Source organism: Desulfitobacterium chlororespirans DSM 11544, assembly GCF_900143285.1.
GTDB lineage: Bacteria > Bacillota > Desulfitobacteriia > Desulfitobacteriales > Desulfitobacteriaceae > Desulfitobacterium > Desulfitobacterium chlororespirans.
The window spans coordinates 132,344-152,008 of the sequence record NZ_FRDN01000012.1 but is presented as its reverse complement, the minus strand read 5'-3'; the positions used below and the strand labels follow the sequence as shown (position 1 = coordinate 152,008).

Genomic DNA, 19,665 nt, shown 5'->3' with positions numbered 1-19,665 from the left:
CCCCCATTTAATCCAACGCTAAGGTCTTGGCGCCATCAGCATTGTTCACCATGATGTCCCAGTCAGAATCTTTCATCTCATAGTTCATAAACTGGGCATAAAAATCCTGAGCAGCTTCTTTGATGTTGATGTCTTTAAATAAGTCCGGATACATGGTTTTAGCCAGAGTCAGAACACCTAAAGCATTCTCCAGTTTGCCACCCCAAAGTGAGATACCGTGAGGCATAATGTAGAAATCGCCGTTTTTCAGAGCTGTTATGCCGGTAAAACGCTTATCGCTGCTCATTTCCTGATAACGGGGCTTTAGCTCTTCTCCGGTGGAAGCGACGGCATATTGGAAGATCAGATCGGGATTCCAGCCGACCAGCTTTTCTGCGTCCACTGTATTATAGAACTTATCGGAAAAAGCATCTTTAGCAACATTGATTCCGCCGGCCAGGCTGACACTCAGGCCTAAGATATTCATTTCATTAAACACTTCTGTAGTGGTGTTGCGCAGGCATAATACAGTCTTGCGCTCGGCATCCGGAATATCCTTCACCCGCTCAGCAACCAGATCCAGCCATTTTTTCTCCCAGGCCTGATAAGCCAGGGCCTTTTCTTTCTCACCCAGCAGATCGGCTATCGCCAGCAGTTCCTGCTCATTGCCTTCATAGGGATCTCCTTTAGAGGTGACTCCGTCTACATAAACAGGCAAATTCAGGGATTGCATCTGCGCATTGGCCTTTGCTGCCGCTTCCGGCGAGAAGATGATATCTGGCTGGGCCTTAACTAATTCTTCGACATTGACATCATCGAAAGAACCGTAATTCGGTAATTGGGCCAGTTCCGGATAAATTTCCCGGAGCCAGCCATATCTGGTCGTATCAGCCATACTTGTCACCAGATCTTTATGCCCTAAAAGCACGAAAATCTCAAAGGCACCCTTCCAGGAGGTAATTGCCACCGATTTGAGCTGAGCAGGAACTTTTACTGTATTGCCGGCCAGGTCCGTTACCTCCCGATATTCCGACTGAGCCTGTCCTTGGGCCGGATTATCACCGGTTTGAGTTTGCCCGGGGCTGCCGCAACCGGCCAGCAATCCCAGGATCATGGTTATTGACAAAAATGAGGCCACAATTTTTTTCTTAATTTTCTTCATGTTCTTTTCCCCTTCTTTTAATAGACTAATGTGATGACATGGTTTATATCATTGCTTATGCATTGATACCGTAGGTCAATCGACAATAAAAAAAGCGGCTTGCCTTTTCCAAGCAAACCACCCCGATAAAAATAAGCAACAAGAAAAACAGAACTCAATCTGCTTTTCTGTTTCCTTTTCATCCAGTGAAGGTCAGCTTGTTTCCTGACTGACCCCGTGAGCGATTTGCTCAGGCCCTTCCCTCATGAGAAATTCTTTTAGATGAAAGGGCTCGGAAACCATCGAATATTGTATTTTTATAACGAATATCACACTGACACAACTATGTTGGATTTACGCCTGACTGTTTCTGATCTTATTTTAGAAACAATCATCTCAACCTCTCAAGCGGATATAACATAAGATAACACAAAAGAATTTAAATATAAATAGCTTAATTGAAAATACATTCATTTTTATTTATGTTGCATTATATTGTTTTTCATCATTTTTCAAGAGACTATGCTAATTTTCAATTCATGAAATATAAGGGCATACCATCAGAATTACAAACTGATGGTATGCCCTTATGCTTCATATCCTCAACTTTTGGTACGATCTTTGGCAAGTTTATCCAGACGGTAAACAAACGCTAACAGTTCGGCCACAACTTGGTAGAGTTGTGGCGGAATTTCTTCACCATACTCCACTCTCATGAGGGTTTCCACAAGAACCTCATCCTTTTGGATGGGGATTCCATATTCGATGGCTTGTTCAATAATTTTGCGAGCAACTTCTCCAGTGCCTTTAGCAACCACTTTAGGGGCACCGCTTTGATCATAGGCCAGAGCAGCGGCTTTCTCTCTCATACTTGATAATCCACCCCCTCACGCAGCTCTCCTTTAAGAAAACGATGGAATTCATCGGCTGTCTCAAGCTGTCCCACCGTGATAGGATGCAAGCTCATTCCCATCTGATTAAAAATTTCACGGGTGTGGGCAAAATTTTCTTCGACCAAAGACTGCAAACGCTCCGGATTATCGCTAAATACCTTAAGGGTTAGTTGGGCTTCATAGATCCACCCTTCCAAGCCCAGTTCGCCTAAGGTGGGGGTCTCGGCATGAAGGGCCAGGCGGCAATGATCCAAGTCCAGTTTGTTACCTTTTCGAGAGGCCTTAATGGCTAAGGTCTGATTATAGAGTTCTCCTTCAGCTTGAAGAGGGATTTCCATAAGATAAAAGGGCGCTTCGGAATTCCCACCCTGCAAGAGGATCTGCTGTCCGGTTAAGCGCTCAAGAAGGTTAGTGGCAAGGGATTTCTCATCACCATTGGCGCCACCTCTTGTAAGTAAGGAGAGAAGAATTCCTTTAAGACTCCTCTTCAGCTCTGCCTGTAAATTACTCTTTTCAGGATCCTTAGAGCTGTCTAAATTCTTAAGCCTGCGTTCATAGTCCAAACCCAGCCCCCGAAAGAGGAGAAAGAGCTGCATAAAACCATCTTTGCTTAAACTGGACCATTGCGGGACAGTGTTGTTTACAAACGAAGCAATAAGTTCTTTGCTTGTAAGGCCTATTCTCTCAGCATCAGAATCATTTTGAACACCACCCGGGGCATTCAGGTTTTTACCTTCGCTTAACTGTACGACCTTTGCCTCATTGAGTACGGGGGAACTCTTCCCATCATTGGGTACCGGCGTACTCTTGCCATCATTGGCTACCGACGCACCCTTGCCATCACTGGGTATCGGCGTACTCTTTCCATCACTAGGTGCTGGCGTACCCTTTCCATCAAGGGGTACCGGTGTACCTTTTCCATCACCAGGCACTAGCGTACCTTTTCCATCGCTGGGCACCGGCGTTCCCTTCCCATCACTGGGCACTGGCGTACCTTTTCCATCGCTGGGCACCGGCGCACCCTTCCCATCACTGGGTACCGGCGTGCCCTTCCCATCACTGGGTACCGACGCACCCTTCCCATCGCTGGGCACTAGCGTACCCTTCCCATCGTTGGGCACTAGCGCACCCTTTCCATCGCTGGGCACTGGCATACCTTTTCCATCACTGGACACCGGCGTACCCTTTCCATCACCGGGCACCGGCGTTCCCTTTCCATCACCGGGCACCGGCGTTCCCTTCCCATCACTGGGCACTGGCGTACCTTTTCCATCACTGGGCACTGGCGTACCTTTTCCATCGCTGGGCACCGGCGCACCCTTCCCATCACTGGGTACCGGCGTGCCCTTCCCATCACTGGGTACCGATGTGCCCTTCCCATCACTGGGCACTAGCGCACCCTTTCCATCGCTGGGCACTGGCGTACCTTTTCCATCACCGGGCACCGGCGTGCCCTTCCCATCACTGGGCACTGGCGTACCTTTTCCATCGCTGGGCACTGGCGTACCTTTTCCATCACTGGGTACCGGTGTACCTTTGCCATCACCGGGTACCGGCGTAGCCTTACCATCACTGAGAATTTGCCGTAACAAATTCGATAGTGAATTTTCTTTGTTTTGTCCAAACTCAATATACAAGCGCTCTATTCCTTGAGGATCTAACAGAGCGGCTTTATCCCCAATGATACTTTTATCCCGTGCAAGTACGATACCACTTGCATCGATCCTTTGCACTGTTGCCAAAAATTTCTCTCCAGGCTGAGCGGAGGTCTCCAGCAAAGCCGGGATAACCTGCCCTCCGATGCGAATCTGGGCTTTTCCGCTGGGATCTCTATGGATTACTTCGATAAGAAATCTCTGACCAGGTTGAATGCTTTGATTTTTCAGTGGTAGATTAATTGACCCTAGACCTTGCAGTTCCACGAATTATCCCACTCCCCAATGAATTAGTCTTTCCCGAAGTTGAATTCCCCCTAGGTATTATATCGGAAACTTGCAGGCATTGGCTTAGCTCATCATTTCATCTGACTGAAGAATAAATATGCTGGGCTTTGATGATTTTGCCCTCAATCCAAATCATCCCCATGGAATACTGAGGCTGCCTTCGCTTATCTGTGGGCGAACCTGGATTAAACAAGAGGATCTCCCCTTGCTTTTCCTGGTAAGGAATATGACTGTGTCCAAAAATTATCAGCTCCACTTTATCCTGATCAAAGGTCCGCAAAGCCCTCTCGGGAGTAGAACGCCCCGGCCCATAAGCGCCATGAGTCACTCCGATCCTAATCTCTCCACAGGTGATGATCTTGTGATGGGGTAATTGTGCTAACTCCCATCCATCACAATTACCCTGAACTGCTTCCAAAGGAGCAATCTGCCCCAAGTCGCTCAGGAGGCTTGGGCACCCCACATCTCCGGCGTGAATAATGAGGTCTGCGACCTCACATTGTTCCCATACCCATTTCGGCAAGGCCTGACCACCCCTTAAATGGGTATCAGACAAAACTGCTATTCTCATGACCTTCATCCTTTCGATAATGCCTTAGCCAAAAAACGATCCCACTCATAAACAGTAAGGTAATAGTTCCACTGATGATAAAGGTCATCCTCGCTCCCCATAAATCGGATAATGTCCCGGCGTAAAGGCTTCCTATGGGAATCATACCTCCAAAAACCAGATTATAAACACTCATGACTCTTCCCCGATATTGACCGTCCACTGTAATCTGGATTAATGAATTAGCTGAAGCTGAAAAAATAATCATGGAGCAACCGAGAAAGGCTAAGAAAAAAGCACTGAAAAAATAAGTGTTCTGGAATCCTACCACCACATTAAAAATCCCTAGTCCAAAGCCCCCTACCAAGAGCAGGCGGGGTTGTGGTCCTCCCGCACTGCTTATAGTCACAGTTAACGCACCGATGAGGGCACCCAATCCTAAAGCGCTCATCAGAAGTCCATATCCTAAGGCTTCTGCATGTAAATCAATTTTGGCCAGGACCGGGATCAGTACATTAAAATTCATAGCAATGATGCTCAAAAAACCCATCATCATCATGACGATCAGAATGGAGGGTGTTTTTCTGATATAGTTCAAGCCATTGAGTATATCTTTCCTCAAGGTTTCTTGTTTAGGAGTGACCTTTTCCTGATGAGGAATGGCAGGAACAAAAATTAAAATTGCCAAAACACCGATAAAGCTCAAGCCATTAATCAAGAAACACCACATGGGTCCCCAGATTCCCATAATCAATCCAGCAATAGCAGGGCCAACTAAACGGGCACCATTAAAGATCGCCGAATTTAGGGCGATGGCATTGGCTAAGTGCTCTCTTCCTACCAATTCAATAATAAAGGATTGGCGGGTGGGGACATCCACTGTGTTGGACACGCCCAGGATGAAGGCCATCACAAGAAGCATCCAGTAGCGGAGGGAACCCGAACCTACCAAAAAAGCTAAGGTAAAGGCCAGCAGCATCATCACCATCTGGGTGGCAATCAGTACTTTGCGTTTCGGCAAATGATCGATCCAAGCTCCGGCTTGCAGGGAGAACAGCATGGTCGGTACAAACTGCATAGCGGCCACCAACCCCAGCAAAAACGGTGAATTTGTCAGCTGCAGGACCAACCAGGCCTGGCCGATATTTTGGGTCCATGTCCCAATCAGCGAAATAATCTGTCCACCCCAAAACCAGCGGAATGGAGGATGACTGAGTGCTGGAAATGCCCGATATAAAGAATTATTCCTATGTAAGCTTGCCATGTCGAACCTCGGTTAATCTTAATTATATTTCAATCAAATAAAGCATCGCCACAAATGCCCAAGGAGCCTTTTAACAAAAAAAGATATCTTTAACAAAAATTATAACATAATTTAAGGTGTTGCAGAAAACAATAACATTTAACTAATAAAGAAAACCCGGCTTCACCGAACCTTAAAGTATGCTTGCAAATAAGGCAAAGCCGCTGTTGCACTTATGCTTAGAAAGTATGGCGCAAGCTTATACTTTCTGACAGTGAGAAAAAGGCGCAGCTTTTGGCCCGCCCTTGGAGGGAAATCTAGTGATAATATCTGCCTACGGATTGTTGCTTTTTAATCGCTTTCCGCACTTCATTGGCGACCTTCCAGGTCTCTTGATATTGGGGAGTGATTAAGCTTAATTTCCCCGTATGTTTATCGATTAGGATATCGACTCCGGGCTTTCTTCCCTCTGTCGCTTCACCGGGATGCAAAATATCAATCCCTATTTTATTTTCATCATATTCCGGAGGGATTAAATAGTTAAGCACTTCTTCAGTGGCATCGATCAGTTCTATCACTTGTTCTTGAGGATATCCCTCTCTAAGTAAAATATCTCTCACTTGAGAAAGAGGGTGATCAAGAGTAAGCAGCATCTGGGCCCGTTGTACCAAATTATAGTCGATTTCCACGACGCCACCTCTTTTCATTTTTCTTTACAATTTCATTTTCCCCTTCAGCTCAGTTTGAAATACGAACTACTTCTTGTCGAACTTGGTGAAGATGACCATTTCCATCAAAATTTAATTTTGGAGGTTTGCATGAACAAATTTTTATCGCTACCGGCCGTTATCGCCGCTATTTCCGGCATTACAATGGCCATTCAAGGCACTTTGAATTCTCAACTTTATCAAAAAACTTCGATTTTAGCCGCCACTTTGGTTGTACACATCATTGGAACCGTGCTCGCACTGATTGCCGTAATGGTCGCCAGAGTCCCCCTCTTGGAGTATAATTGGTTATCCATTCCTTGGTATCTTTATCTTGGCGGTATTCTTAGTGTTGTGATTGTCGGCTTGGTCGCCTTAAGCATTCCCAAGATTGGCGTATGCAATGCGACCACAGCGATCATTATCGGCCAGGTAGGAGCTGCACTCATCATCGATCATCTGGGCCTTTTCGGCGCGGAACGTCTTGCCTGGAATCCTTGGCAATTTCTTGGGTTATTGTTCTTTGCCGCCGGCGCAAAGCTCCTCTTTAGTTGATCCACCCTTTAAATAATCCACCCTATGGTGTCTCCGTACTCTCATCCTGCTTTCGCCCGCGTCTCAATAGCTGCCATATTGGTTACGATCTGGTAGATTTCATTGGTTACGGTAAACTTCCGAATCTGACCGTTAGCAGCTAAAATAAGTGTATTTTTTCCTTCTCCCGTTTGATCCCTTTCAATTAAACGCAGAAGAAAAGCATACCCCTCGCTGGTCACGGAAAACTGTTTAAAATCTCCATCTGCCACAAAAAGCACCCAATAGCCGTTGGCGACTTCATTGCCAAGGTAAAGTGATGTAGACGAAGAACCGTAGGTATTCCCCGCCGAATAGAGATAGTTGGAGGTTGTATTTGTGTAAGGATCTATGGAGTAAGGATCGTCCGCAACATATCCGTCATAACCGGGATCATAGGTTCCGACGGTTGTGTCCGCCAACTTGCTCACGGGATCAGTAAGGCGTGAATAAACATCACTAAAAAAATTGGGGAAAAGAATAAACGCTCCTACGCCAATAATGAGTACCCAAAAGGCCAAAGCCTGTATATCCTGCCATAGTTCATTCCGCGGAGGCCGCCCCCAAGAATTCGGCATATGTATCCCTCCTTTTCTTATCCATGACCTTATTACTAATTATACGAATGAACGATGTCCGATATGTTTGTCCCCGAGGGGGAGCGGTCATTAAAGTTAGCTTGCATTACCGGCCATCTCCGACTAGAATAATACCGAGGTGTTCAAATATGGAGATACTTCGGGAAAAACTTAGCTTACTACCGGATAAACCGGGTGTCTATCTGATGAAAGATGCATCCGGCCAAATTATATATGTAGGGAAAGCGAAGGTTCTCAAAAACAGAGTCCGCTCCTATTTTACGGGATCCCATAATGGCAAAACCCAGTTGATGATCAGCCTGATTGCGGATTTTGAAACGATTATTACCGATTCCGAGGTAGAAGCATTACTCTTAGAGTGCAATCTGATTAAAAAACATAACCCCAAATATAACATTTTATTGCGCGATGATAAAACTTATCCTTTTATAACCATTACTGATGAAGCACATCCGCGGATACTGGTAACACGACAGGTCAAAAAAGGGGCAGGAAAATACTATGGTCCCTACCCTAATGCTACAGCGGCTAAAGAAGCGGCCCGACTGCTCAACCGTCTCTTCCCTTTTCGCAAATGCCGGCAGATCCCCAACAAGCCCTGTCTCTATTACCATCTTGGGCAATGCTTAGGACCCTGTCAGGTAGACGTCCCCAAAGAATCCTATGACAAAATCCGTAAAGAAACGGCCGCTTTTCTTAAAGGAGATCAGGGAGCAATTCTTAAAGCCCTGGAGAAAAAAATGAAAGAGGCCTCAGAAAATCTGGAATTCGAGAGAGCCAAAGAATACCGGGACCTGATGGAGGATCTCAAAAAAGTAGGCGAAAAGCAGAACATCACCTTAAACGACTTTGTCGATCGGGATGTGGTGGGCTATGCTTATACTCAAGATCAACTCTGTATCCAGATCTTTTATTTGCGTCAGGGCAAGCTGCTCTCCCGCGATAATTTCATTTTCCCTTATTATGAGGAGCCGGAAGAAGCTTTTGTCTCTTTTCTGGCTCAGTTCTACACAGAGAGTTCTGCTCTTCCTCAGGAAATTCTCCTGCCCCCGCTGGATATCAGTGTTTTGGCAAAGCTCTTCCCTATGGTAGTGCCGCAAAAGGGACAAAAGCGGGATTTGGTGCAAATGGCTATGGAAAATGCTCAAACCACCTTACACGAACAGATTTCCATCGAAATACGCAACTTGACGGAATGCACGCAAGCTTTGGCGGAAATCGGCAATGCCTTAGGCATCCCTTCCCTCCGCACCATCGAGTCCTTTGATATTTCCAATATTGCCGGTACCCATAGTGTAGCAGGAATGATTCAGTTTCTTGATGGCAAACCTAATCGTAGCCAGTATCGCAAATTTAAGATTCAACCCATGCCGAATATGGACGATACGGCCTCCATGCACCAGGTGATTGAGCGCCGTTATGCCCGCCTCCAGCAAGAAAACCTGCCGCTCCCGGATCTGATCCTGGTGGATGGGGGCAAGGGACAGATCCATGCCGCCCTGGCTGCTCTCCACAGCTTAAAAGCTGCGATCCCTGTTGCCGGTATGGTCAAAAACGACAAGCACCAGACTTCGGCCTTAATCGACTCTAAGGACCGCATTCACTCCTTGGATCGCCGTTCCGCCGGTTTTCGTTTGTTGGAACGCATTCAAAACGAGGTCCATCGCTTCGCTATTACCTTCCATAGACAGCAACGGACTAAAAGCATGACCCTTTCCGAATTGGACGGCATAGCAGGGGTCGGTCCCAAGCGCAGACAACAGCTCCTTAAGTTTTTTAAATCCATAGATAGTATCCGCCAGGCCACCCTTGAGGAACTGCAGCAATCCGGCCTTCCTGCCCTGGCAGCTGCGGCGGTCTATCAACATTTCAACTCTCATAAGGAGGAAAGCCATGATTCTTAATTACCGTGTGGAACTCTGCCGCCAATGCTACTATAAGCGGATGAAGCAATGTGCCAAGACGGACCTCTATATCCACAACCAGACATCGGCGGAGCCCGGAGGGGAATGCAAGAGCTATCTGCCGGTGCCCTGGCTGCCTTATTGACGATTAAAGCCAAATTACCAACCGGTTGGTAATTTGCTTCCGATCCGAAAGGATGGTCATAGCATAATTTAGCAGACGGAAACAGAGCTGGGAGAGCTAAAAAGGAGTATCACTCACTGCTTTAAAAAAGCAATGAGGCGATACTCCTTTAGTCTATTCCCCATTATGTTCCTTTGTCCCTATTGACAAGCCTATGAACTAGAAAACTCTTCTGGCCCCAAGGTAACGACCAGCGTAATAACTGTCCGATAAGCCGGTGATCTTAATGCCACTGCTGGCGGCATGAATAAAGTTGTCTTCACCTATATAGATTCCCACGTGGGAGGCTCCGCTGTCGTAAGTGGCGAAGAAGACCAAATCACCGATCTGAAGCTCATCTTTGCTGACTGCTGTTCCTATTCCATATTGTGCGTATGAGGTTCGGGGCAAGTCAATTCCTGAACCTTTTAATACATATTGAGTAAAACCGGAGCAATCAAAGCCATTCGTAGTCGTCCCGCCAAACACATAGGGGGTACCGATCAGCTCTTGGGCATTGTCGCTGATTTCTTCAGCTTTGGAACTGCCGCCACGAGAGATTTCCTGGACAGGAGCCACTGCAGCTTGTCTCAAAGCCCGCTCTTGGGAAAGCTTTTCGATGTCCATCGCTGCCGTCGTTTCTTCAGGGGTAGTCACGGTATCTTCCTGAGCCGCTTCTGTAAATTGCTGTGATTCCCTCTGACTATCCATATCGGCAGCTACAGATTCCGAAGCGTAAGCTAAGGTCATTGCTGCTTCACGTTGCAGGATCACATCCTTTTTTTCTGCTTGAACCCCAGGGGAGAGTACCGTATCGGCAACAGTTTGAGTTTGAGCCTGAAACAATGAAGCGTTCCTTAAGAGAACAGATTCGGAGCCTGTAACAGGCACAGCGGCACTTCCAGGCCCATAGATGCCCGGGAGGCTGCTTACCAATAAGGTGCCGGATAACACCACACTGGCCACCCATCCCCTCTTAAAGGAAGAGTCCATGAATTTTCCACCTTTCGTCGCTTACGAGGTTAGTTGACGGATTCGGGCAAAAAGGTGCAAGCCCTACGCATGACTGCGATTCACCCCAAAAGATTATCCCCCGTTCCAGACACACGGTCCGGATTCAGCCCACATTCCTTATGCATTGTAGTATTCGCGGAAAATGCCTTTAATCCTTCACACAATTAATTATAAAAGTGATATATTTTGGAAATTTATTCTATTAATATCAGACTATTCACTCATCTGCTTTTTGTGCCTAAAGAAAAGGTTAAAGAAAACCCCGAAAGCACTGCTTTCGCACTTGTTGCTTCGCCGAGCTTTATGTTTTCACGCCCACAAAAGGCGAAGTCGCTGGTTCCCCTTATGCTTAGCAAGTATACAGCGCAAGCTTATACTTCTGAAAGTGCATAAACGTAAAAACACCTCTCTCACGAGAGGTGCTGCTCTTTGAGCCTTAGGACACCAACGAATAAATATTGCGCCATAGGTCAAGTAGGTTTTCCCACTGAGCTCCTGCAGTTTCCTGACAGGCGGTTTCCCTTTTTCCTCAGTCCAGAATGTCACCATTTCCAGCACTTGATCGCCACTAAGAACGCACTTTAATCCTCATTAGTTTTCGCTCTAGAAGTTTTCCTTCACGCTCCGTGACGGTCTAGCCTCTTTTGCAGAAAAGAATTTCAGGCAAACTTAAGTTCATCGGCCAATGAACAGAAGTTCCTTCAGCCCTCCCAACTTCTCCACCTCAAGGCAGGCTACACTGCACTAAGTTCCTTCCTAATGCAGGTTCATACCCCAAGCCGTAACCAAAAGCAGCCACGAACTTAGGCCTCCACGGAAGAGGGTATCGCCCGCATGCCATTGCAGATCCCCCTCATCCTTAACTCCCAGCAGCAACCCTCGACTGGGCGTCGAAAGCCACCACCAGGAACTTCATCGGTATGCCCTTAGCGGATTCTTAGGCCCGCCTTCGACAGTCATTTTACGCACTAGAATAGCGCACCCTAGCTCAAAGAAGATTACATCGATTATTGTACACTGAAACGAACAATTTTTAAAACGACCTTTGCCTATTCATATTCTCGATTGCCTTTGATAATGAATGAAAAGAAGCAGCAAATTGAAAAAGAGAGCTTTGCGCTCTCTTTTTGGCTTATTAAAGCAATACCGGCAAAATCAATGGTGTTTTATCAAACTGATTTGGCTTCAGATGCAGGTTTTCCGTCAGAAAAGATTTTTCGCAGCATTACTTCGATACTTCCGGGCAAGTCCCGTGCCGCTTGTTGGATCTGAACAGACCGCCAGTGGATTTCCTCCAATAAAACCTGTGTTCGCGGTGCGGAAATATAGGCTTGTGGCTGTTCCGGAGCAAATAAGCCTTTGGCAGCCATAAGTAAAATGAAAATGATTAAAATACGTCCCAACCAGCGCAATGGATATACTTCCTTTCCTCAAAAAAGATATATCCATAGTTTAACCAGCTTAGTTTTTTTTAAGCCTCATTTTCTCCAGCTCGGACCAAAAATTCTCGGAATACAAAAAGAGCGGTTCAAAAAGCACCCGCGCAGTCTGGGTGTGGATATGCTCATGGTAGTGGCGAATCCTTTCACGGTAAAAGGATTCACAGGAATCCGGCCCGAAAAAAGGTTTTCCTTCTTTTCCCAACCAGACAAAAAGCCTGGCAATCCCCATCGGACCTACAAAATCTAATTTATCGGCATCATAAAGAATCTTTGCTTCCAAGGTTTCCGGTTCATAGCCTTCCCGCGAGTGAGAAAGGACAGCAGCTTTAACAGCGTCAATGGTGTCTTCCGGGTATCCGCATTTATGCAGGATGCCACCGGCCAAGGCCGCGCCGCTCTCAGCATGGGTTTTCGATAAGGTTCCGGAACGGCCAATATCATGAAGAATAGCTGCCAGCTCCACAATCAATAGATCGGCACCCTCCTGTATCCCAATCTGCTTGCCCCATGCTCTGACCCGGAGAGCATGTTCCAGATCATGAGCCTGATCTTTACGGCCATAAATTCCCTGCACAGCGTTAATTACCTGGCTTAGAGGGTCTTGATTCGTTTCCGGCAAGGCAATCCCCCCGATCGGAATTTGCGTACAAAATCTTTTCAAAATGATCGATACTGCTTTGGGAAAGGTTTTTACCATAGCGTACTGTAAGCATATTGGCCGGATGGGAACATATCTCCTCATCATCCGTCTCCCTTATGTGCAAACCTGCGCTTGACATAAGGCGGTCCATCACTTCACGGTACTCCCAAACCCGCAGCCCTGTCCTTTCCAAATCCCAGTGCCAATAATACTCTGTAGCTATGACGACATGATTCTCCATGGCGGGATCGGAAAAAGCGACTTGCAGCAGTTTTTTCCCCACCCCAAGCCCCCGGACTTTTGGGGAAACCTCGATGGCCCCTAATTCCAAAAGTTCCGGAGGGCCTTTAGCCCACCGCTCAAAACAATCCGGGGGATGAAAGGTTACATAGCCCATAATATCATTCTCGATTCGGGCAATAATAATGCGGCCATCAGGAATTTCACTGATTTCAATCAAGGCTTCTTTTTGGCGCTTCGGAGGGCGGAATGCCCTCAAATCATCGTCAAAACTCAATAGACTTAAGCTCTCTGCCGTAACCGGCCCTTCAACAATAAGCTCCCCCTTGTGGGTCGGAAAGGTCTGTTTCACCCTGTATCCTCCTTACGCAACCTTGGTATGGTTGGTTATGGATTAAGATTATACCGCTTAAGCTTATTGTACAGTGTTGCTAAGGAAATGTTAAGAGCTCTTGCCGCTCTTTTCTTTCCTTCCAGTGTAAATCCATAGCGCTCCAAAGCACTTCGTAAAAGGATTTCCTCCATTCGCTCCAAAGGCATTACCCCGTGGCTGAAGCCATCTTCTTTGGATATTCCCAAATTGTCGCTAAGATGACGCTGGGAGATATGGGATTCGTTGGACAGGTGCATGGCTCTGTTGATAATCTGCTTTAGTTCATCCACATTCCCCGGCCAACGATATGCTAAGAGAATTTCTTCTGCTTGTGGAGTTAGCCCCTGAATAGACTTTCTTAATTTCAAATTAAATACTCCGATATAGTGCTGGACTAAGGGAAGAATATCTTCTTTTCTTTGCCGTAGGGGTGGAACAGCAATCTCCCCTTGACTGGCATAATCATAGAGATCGGGATCAAAGGCCTTTTCCATTCTCATTAAATGAATATTTTGAGATGAGCTCAGAAATGCTCTGATTTTTCTCTTTTCTATTTTTTCAAGAGCTCTATAGAGCTGATTCTGTTTCTCAAGGCTGAGGGTTGCCACTTCACGAAAATAAATACTGCCTCCCTCATAACGGTCCAGCTGCTTGCACTCAGAACCGGGAGCAAGTATTTCGCGAATCATGTCCTCGTCCTTAATGCAATCCACCACAAGCAAGGGCTGCCGGGAGTGTTTACTCTCTTTATGCAGAAAGCCGGCTAAAAGTAGTTTACCCGTGCTGACCTCACCCTGAAACATAACCGGGTCACTTTCTTTAGCAGCTTTTCGACATCCCTCAACGGCCTGTCGCAGCCCTTTGCTCTCTCCGATGATATCCTGGCTCAAGGAACTAACGAGAAACATCGGCATATCTATCCCCCCCTACAATCACCCAAGACTTATCTGATACTAATACAATGTATTGTTTCTATTGTATACTACAACAGAATAGAACAAAAGATATTTTTCACTCTTTTACAATGTTTTTAAACGACAAAAAGGCCCTCATGACTGTTGATCATCAGGACCTGAATACTGAATTGTTTTTAAAGGGCTCTTTCTTAACTATGCTGCCAACTGGCGAGGTAGCGTTCTTGCTCCTCAGACAATTGATCGATGCTTAAACCTAAGGTTTTTAATTTTAACTCAGCCACTCTCCTATCCATCTCCGTCGGGACAGAGTAAACTTTTGGCTCCAGGGGGGCTTTTACTGTAGCAAGATAATGCAGGGCCAAGGCCTGCAAAGCGAAGGTCATGTCCATCACTTCGGCGGGATGACCGTCTCCTGCCGCCAAATTGACCAAGCGTCCTTCTGCCAGGAGATAGATCTTGCGCCCATCCTGAAGCAGATATTCTTCAATATTGCGGCGGACCTCACGACAACTTTGGGCCATGGCCGCCAACTGAACTTTATTGACCTCCACATCGAAGTGACCGGCATTGGCGAGGATTGCTCCATCCTTCATGACCTGGAAGTGCTCACTTGAGATGACATTCTTATTTCCTGTTACTGTGACGAAGAAATCGCCTAAAGGAGCGGCAGCCAGCATGGGCATTACTTCGAAGCCGTCCATCCAAGCTTCATTGGCTTTAATAGGATTGACTTCACAGATAATTACCCGGGCACCTAAGCCTTTGGCACGCAGAGCCACACCTTTGCCACACCAGCCATAGCCTACTACACAAACGGTCTTGCCGGCCACCACCAGATTAGTAGTGCGCATGATCCCATCCCAGACCGATTGGCCTGTGCCATAGCGATTGTCAAAAAGGTATTTCATCTCAGCATCATTGACCGCCATCATGGGGAAGGCCAATTCCCCGTTTTTCTCCATGGCGCGCAGTCTGAGGATGCCTGTCGTGGTCTCTTCAGCACCGCCCAGGACCTTAGGCAGCAGCTCCCGGCGCTCCTTGTGCAGGGTGGATACCAAATCTCCCCCATCATCAATAATATAATCCGGCTCAAAATCCAAAGCCTTGTGCAGATGCTGGTGGTACTCTTCATCGGTAGCGCCATACCAGGCGTGGGCTTGGACACCGCCGGCTACCAACGCAGCCACCACATCATCCTGGGTGGATAAAGGGTTGCTGGCTGCCACGGTCACTTCTGCTCCCCCGGCTTGAATCACTTTGGCCAGATAAGCCGTCTTGGCTTCCAAATGCAGGCAAATGGTGACTTTTTTGCCTTGAAAAGGCAGGGTTTTCTCAAACTCTTCTCTTAAGGTGTTGAGAACCGGCATATGGGCTTGCACCCAATCGATTTTTAATTGTCCTTGCGGTGCCAATCCGATGTCCCGAATCGTTGATTCCATATTGTCCTGGCTAAGCCAGGTCACCCCCTCTTTCAATTTTAATTTTACCTCTTCTTTTTAGTTTTGCTTTTTTGGGTTTTGCTTTTCTTTTTCTGCTTTTACTTTTGCTTTTCCTGTATAACTTCAGCCAAATTTTTGGCAATTTGCGTAAAGTCAGCGGATTCATAATCCTCTATCTTGCCCAGATCCGACATGGTGGCCAAGACCGGATCAATGGGCAATTGGCCCAGATAGGGAATCTCATTTTGAGCAGCTTCTGCTTCCCCATGGGGTTTTCCGAATATCTCAATCCGCTCCTCACACTGAGGGCAGGCGACATAGGCCATATTTTCTACCAAGCCATAGATCGTTGCATCGTATTTCTTGACCATATTGATAGCCTTACGCACAATCATCCCCGCCAGTTGTTGAGGGCTGGTTACGATGACCACACCGGATACGGGCAAGGATTGCATGACGGTAATGGGGACATCTCCTGTTCCTGGCGGCAAATCAATGAGCAGATAATCCAGCTCTCCCCAAACGACATCCGTCCAGAACTGCTGCACCAGCTGGGTAATGATGGAACCACGCCAGATCACCGGATCATCTTCGTTAGGAATCATGAGATTGAGGGACATCACCTTAATTCCATGGGGGGTTTCACCGGGAATAACCCCCACTTCATTCATATTGGCCTTATCCCTCAGTCCGAAAATTCTCGGAATGCTGGGTCCGGTTATATCCGCATCTAAAATCCCCACTTTAAAGCCTTGACGCATTAAACTCACCGCCAGCATGGAGGTAACGGAGGATTTCCCTACTCCCCCTTTGCCGCTCATGACCGCGATGACATTTTTGATATTGCTGGCTTGTTGTGCTTTGGTTTTCTCCGGTTGTGTAGAAGGGCAGCTTCCCGTAGTACAGGAACTTGCCGATGGGCAGGAGCCGCAGGCGTCACTCATGATCTTTTCTTCCTTTCTTTCTGCGAGTCAGCGTGTAGAGCTGAGTTCTTTTATAGCATAGATTTTGGGGCGGGTGTTTGTGCCTATGGGGGCGCATCGGCGGAGGGCGCGCTTGGTTGTCCGAGTTGTCCGATTGTCCGGGTCGCGTAGCTTTACGCACAACGCTCACTCCATAGCTCCAGGGCTGGTCAACTCGCTTTCTTAACAGCTACGCCAAACCTCAGGGTAATACCTGATGTGAACCGTGGCTCCGCTAAGTTAAGAAAGCTTCGTTGATCTGACCGCCCCTCCGCTAAATCCGTTTCGCTTTTGTGCGCAAAGCTACTGCTTGCGGGTTTCTTTCAGCCTTCCCCTGGGGTCTAGAGGTTTGGGAAGCCCGAGGCCTGACGTTTTTTGCAAGGCATTTCCGGGGGTCGGGTCAGTTCATCCCTCCTTCAGAGCCTTGCTTGATCGCCGACCCCGCCGCTATAGCGGCGTCGGTAAAGACGGAAAAGGCGGCTAGAGCAGGGCAATTTACTCCGCACTTCCTACAACGCTCTGCTCACCCAGACCCGAAAAACGGCCCAAGGATTTTGATTTACACTAGGGAAGCGAATTTAAGCGAGCGGAAACAAAACTTCGCGAAAAGCCCGCTGCGGAGTCGGGTTGGAAACAGGACGTTTCCAACCGGCCATTGAGCAGGAGCGATTTGGCCACGAAACCCGGACGAGGGTTTCGCCCAAGCCGCCACGCCACAGAAAGCTGCTTAGCGGCGCAGGTGCACCCGACGGAGCGGCGGGCTTTTCGCGTTAGTTTTGTCCGCGCAGCTTATGGAGCGACCGGTGTAAAGCAAAATTCTGGAGACTCAACTTCCGGGCAATCCTGAAGAATCGGCTTCCGGGCAATCCTGAAGACTTCCGGATACCTCCGGAGACTCAGCTTAAAGCAGCCCCTCCAACCGATCCAACAGGCTCGTAAAGACCTGCAAAGCCTCCCTTACCGGCACCGGCGTCTCCATATCCACACCAGCCTTGCGCAGCAATTCGATCGGATAATCGGAGCTGCCGCTGGACAGGAATTCGAGATAGCGCTCCACAGCCGGCTCCCCTTCATCAAGAATCTTCCTCGCTAAAGCCGTAGCTGCCGAGAACCCTGTGGCATATTTATAAACATAAAAAGCATTGTAAAAATGAGGGATTCTGGCCCATTCAATAGCAATTTGCGGGTCCATCACCACATCCGGTCCATAGTAATCCTCATTAAGCTTAAGATAGGTGCTGGATAACAATTCTGCGGTGAGAGCTTCACCTTGTTCCACCAGAGCATGGGTTTTCTTTTCAAATTCCGCAAACATGGTCTGACGGAAAACAGTGCCTCTGAACTGCTCCAGATAATGGTTCAGCAAATAGGCCAATAACTTGGGATCTTCCGTGGTTTTGAGCAAATGGTCCATCACCAGAGCTTCATTGAGAGTAGAGGCCACTTCAGCCACGAAAATCTTGTAACCGGCATAGATATGAGGCTGAGTGCGATTGGAAAAATAGGTATGGAGGGAATGCCCCATCTCATGGGCAATCGTAAACATCGAATCTAACGTATCCTGATGATTGAGCAGCACATAAGGGTGGGAACGGTAGGTCCCCCAAGAATAGGCACCGCTGGTTTTCCCCTGGTTTTCATAGACATCAATCCAGTGGGAAGTGAACCCTTCTTCCAAGACCTTGCCATAGTCTGAGCCTAAGGGTTTGAGCCCCTCCCGGCACATCGCCACGGCTTCCTGATAAGGAATCGTCATCTTGACCTCTGAGACAATGGGAACATAAATATCATACATATGTAGTTCGTCCAGCCCCAAGGCCTTCTTTCTCAGCTTTACATAGCGATGCATCTCCGGCAAAAACTCACGGACGGTATCGATCAAGGCATCATAGACCCCTAAAGGAACTTTATCATCATCTAAGGAAGCCTCAATGGCCGAAGGGTAACGCCTGGCCTTGGCGAAAAAAACGTCCCCTTTAATATTGGAGTTAAGGATGGCCGCCCAGGTATTAATTTGTTTTTGGTAGGTGCCATAGAGGGTTTCGAAAGCCTCTTGCCGCACCCGCCGGTCTTCGCTTTCCATGAACTGAATATAGTTTCCTTTGGTGAGCTCGACTTCCTCATCCTGCTCATTCTTAATACTGGGAAATTTAAGATCGGCGTTATTGGCCATACCAAAAATGGTGCTGGGACCTTCAGCTATCTCGCCCATTTCAGCCAGTAACTTTTCCTCTTGAGAACTTAATACATGTTCACGTTTACGCAAAATATCTTCTAAGGCGTGGTCATAAAGGGCCATCTTTTCATTCGCTTTGCGGAATTCCCGGAGTCTTCCTTCCGGCAAAGCGAGAATTTCCGGAACTATAAAAGCTAAAGCACTCCCCACCCGGACAGATAGAGCACCGGCCCGATCCGTCAAAGCCTGATAATAAGCATTCCGGTTGTCTTCATCCCGGCGCATCCGTGCATAGGTGTAGATTTCACCTACACTTTGCCCCACTTCATCCATCCAGTCAAAGCAGGTTAACAAAGCTTCGGCACTATCCCCCAAATGCCCTTGGAATGATTCAGCTCGTTGCAAAAGCTTTTCAGCTTTAAGAAATTCCTCTTCCCAAGCTTGATCACTAGGGAAAATATCCTCAAGATGCCATTTATATTGCTCAGAGATTTCTGAACGTGTTTTTAGTTTAGCTTGTTCCATAAGCATTCCCTCCTTATTGACTTACCCTAATGCTTATTATACACAGGATGGGGAAAATTTAGCAAAATTATTGTCAATAAAAAGTGAAACAGGCAGCGTACGTTCCACTGCCTGTTTCTGCCACCTCGTCCACCTTATCTCCCAGGAAGGTTCCCCAACCTTCCAAACATTATTTTAACGTGCTTGTAAGGTTTCTGCAAGTTTAAAGTGTACAAATATCTAAAAATCAAGAATTTACTAAG

18 protein-coding genes, 1 pseudogene and 2 riboswitches are annotated in these 19,665 nt (G+C 47.2%); of the genes and pseudogenes, 4 read left to right on the top strand and 15 right to left on the bottom strand.

The annotated features are described in order from the left end of the window. Positions 1-7: 7 nt before the first annotated feature. The 6 genes from BUA14_RS18980 to BUA14_RS18955 all read right to left on the bottom strand — a co-directional run bounded on the left by BUA14_RS18980 (position 8) and on the right by BUA14_RS18955 (position 6,438). Positions 8-1,141 carry an ABC transporter substrate-binding protein gene (locus BUA14_RS18980; protein ID WP_072774029.1) on the bottom strand — a complete coding sequence of 378 codons (1,134 nt, stop codon included), beginning with the start codon at positions 1,139-1,141 and terminating at the stop codon, positions 8-10. Positions 1,142-1,296: 155 nt separating this feature from the next. Beyond that, positions 1,297-1,430: riboswitch (molybdenum cofactor riboswitch) on the bottom strand. 292 nt (positions 1,431-1,722) lie between these two features. Continuing rightward, positions 1,723-1,989 carry an EscU/YscU/HrcU family type III secretion system export apparatus switch protein gene (locus tag BUA14_RS18975; RefSeq protein ID WP_072774028.1) on the bottom strand — a complete coding sequence of 89 codons (267 nt, stop codon included), beginning with the start codon at positions 1,987-1,989 and terminating at the stop codon, positions 1,723-1,725. After that, on the bottom strand, positions 1,986-3,935 hold the full coding sequence (locus BUA14_RS18970; RefSeq protein WP_072774027.1) for a hypothetical protein: 1,950 nt from the start codon (positions 3,933-3,935) through the stop codon (positions 1,986-1,988). Before BUA14_RS18970 ends, BUA14_RS18975 begins: the two co-directional genes overlap by 4 nt. Positions 3,936-4,032: 97 nt before the next feature. Then, complete coding sequence (locus tag BUA14_RS18965) at positions 4,033-4,536, bottom strand: metallophosphoesterase family protein (RefSeq protein WP_084078719.1); 504 nt, start codon at positions 4,534-4,536, stop codon at positions 4,033-4,035. Continuing rightward, the gene (locus BUA14_RS18960) at positions 4,505-5,770 is read right to left on the bottom strand and encodes an MFS transporter (RefSeq protein WP_072774025.1); all 1,266 of its coding nucleotides are present in this window, start codon (positions 5,768-5,770) and stop codon (positions 4,505-4,507) included. The genes BUA14_RS18965 and BUA14_RS18960 overlap by 32 nt, the downstream gene beginning before the upstream one ends. Positions 5,771-6,066: 296 nt before the next feature. Next, positions 6,067-6,438, bottom strand: a complete 372-nt coding sequence (locus BUA14_RS18955; RefSeq protein WP_072774024.1) for a hypothetical protein — start codon at positions 6,436-6,438, stop codon at positions 6,067-6,069. A gap of 129 nt (positions 6,439-6,567) precedes the next feature. Here BUA14_RS18955 and BUA14_RS18950 point away from each other — a divergent pair, with 129 nt between their 5' ends. Then, positions 6,568-7,011, top strand: coding sequence for a DMT family transporter (locus tag BUA14_RS18950; protein WP_072774023.1), 444 nt, complete (start codon positions 6,568-6,570; stop codon positions 7,009-7,011). A gap of 41 nt (positions 7,012-7,052) precedes the next feature. Here BUA14_RS18950 and BUA14_RS18945 read toward each other — a convergent pair whose 3' ends face one another. Continuing rightward, on the bottom strand, positions 7,053-7,607 hold the full coding sequence (locus tag BUA14_RS18945; RefSeq protein ID WP_072774022.1) for a hypothetical protein: 555 nt from the start codon (positions 7,605-7,607) through the stop codon (positions 7,053-7,055). 101 nt (positions 7,608-7,708) lie between these two features. On the opposite strand from BUA14_RS18945, the gene uvrC reads away from it, so the two are divergent. Beyond that, positions 7,709-9,532: an excinuclease ABC subunit UvrC gene (gene uvrC, locus BUA14_RS18940; RefSeq protein ID WP_178371743.1), complete on the top strand. Its 1,824-nt coding sequence runs from the start codon at positions 7,709-7,711 to the stop codon at positions 9,530-9,532. Further along, a complete protein-coding gene (locus BUA14_RS28050) occupies positions 9,522-9,677 on the top strand; it encodes a hypothetical protein (RefSeq protein WP_178371742.1) in 156 nt (51 codons plus the stop codon). The genes uvrC and BUA14_RS28050 overlap by 11 nt, the downstream gene beginning before the upstream one ends. A gap of 198 nt (positions 9,678-9,875) precedes the next feature. Here BUA14_RS28050 and BUA14_RS18935 read toward each other — a convergent pair whose 3' ends face one another. The 7 genes from BUA14_RS18935 to BUA14_RS18905 form a co-directional block, all read right to left on the bottom strand. Next, on the bottom strand, positions 9,876-10,688 hold the full coding sequence (locus BUA14_RS18935) for a C40 family peptidase (RefSeq protein WP_072774020.1): 813 nt from the start codon (positions 10,686-10,688) through the stop codon (positions 9,876-9,878). Between the two features lie 3 nt (positions 10,689-10,691). Continuing rightward, a riboswitch (cyclic di-AMP (ydaO/yuaA leader) is annotated at positions 10,692-10,828 on the bottom strand. A 1,050-nt stretch (positions 10,829-11,878) separates the two neighbouring features. Next, positions 11,879-12,121, bottom strand: a complete 243-nt coding sequence (locus BUA14_RS28300) for a hypothetical protein (protein WP_015944348.1) — start codon at positions 12,119-12,121, stop codon at positions 11,879-11,881. 49 nt (positions 12,122-12,170) lie between these two features. Next, a complete protein-coding gene (locus BUA14_RS18925) occupies positions 12,171-12,770 on the bottom strand; it encodes an HD domain-containing protein (protein ID WP_072774019.1) in 600 nt (199 codons plus the stop codon). After that, the gene (locus BUA14_RS18920) at positions 12,730-13,383 is read right to left on the bottom strand and encodes a GNAT family N-acetyltransferase (RefSeq protein WP_072774018.1); all 654 of its coding nucleotides are present in this window, start codon (positions 13,381-13,383) and stop codon (positions 12,730-12,732) included. Before BUA14_RS18920 ends, BUA14_RS18925 begins: the two co-directional genes overlap by 41 nt. Positions 13,384-13,418: 35 nt before the next feature. Then, positions 13,419-14,318, bottom strand: coding sequence for an AAA-type ATPase lid domain-containing protein (locus BUA14_RS18915; protein WP_072774017.1), 900 nt, complete (start codon positions 14,316-14,318; stop codon positions 13,419-13,421). 191 nt (positions 14,319-14,509) lie between these two features. Beyond that, positions 14,510-15,796: an adenosylhomocysteinase gene (locus tag BUA14_RS18910; RefSeq protein WP_072774016.1), complete on the bottom strand. Its 1,287-nt coding sequence runs from the start codon at positions 15,794-15,796 to the stop codon at positions 14,510-14,512. Between the two features lie 62 nt (positions 15,797-15,858). Then, positions 15,859-16,704: an Mrp/NBP35 family ATP-binding protein gene (locus tag BUA14_RS18905; RefSeq protein ID WP_072774015.1), complete on the bottom strand. Its 846-nt coding sequence runs from the start codon at positions 16,702-16,704 to the stop codon at positions 15,859-15,861. A gap of 645 nt (positions 16,705-17,349) precedes the next feature. Between BUA14_RS18905 and BUA14_RS28995 the strand changes: the two are divergent. Next, a pseudogene (locus tag BUA14_RS28995) lies at positions 17,350-17,569 on the top strand (hypothetical protein). A gap of 54 nt (positions 17,570-17,623) precedes the next feature. Here BUA14_RS28995 and pepF read toward each other — a convergent pair. Further along, positions 17,624-19,423 (bottom strand): oligoendopeptidase F, encoded by a 1,800-nt coding sequence (pepF, locus tag BUA14_RS18895; protein WP_072774014.1) that lies wholly within the window; start codon positions 19,421-19,423, stop codon positions 17,624-17,626. Between the last annotated feature and the right edge of the window lie 242 nt (positions 19,424-19,665).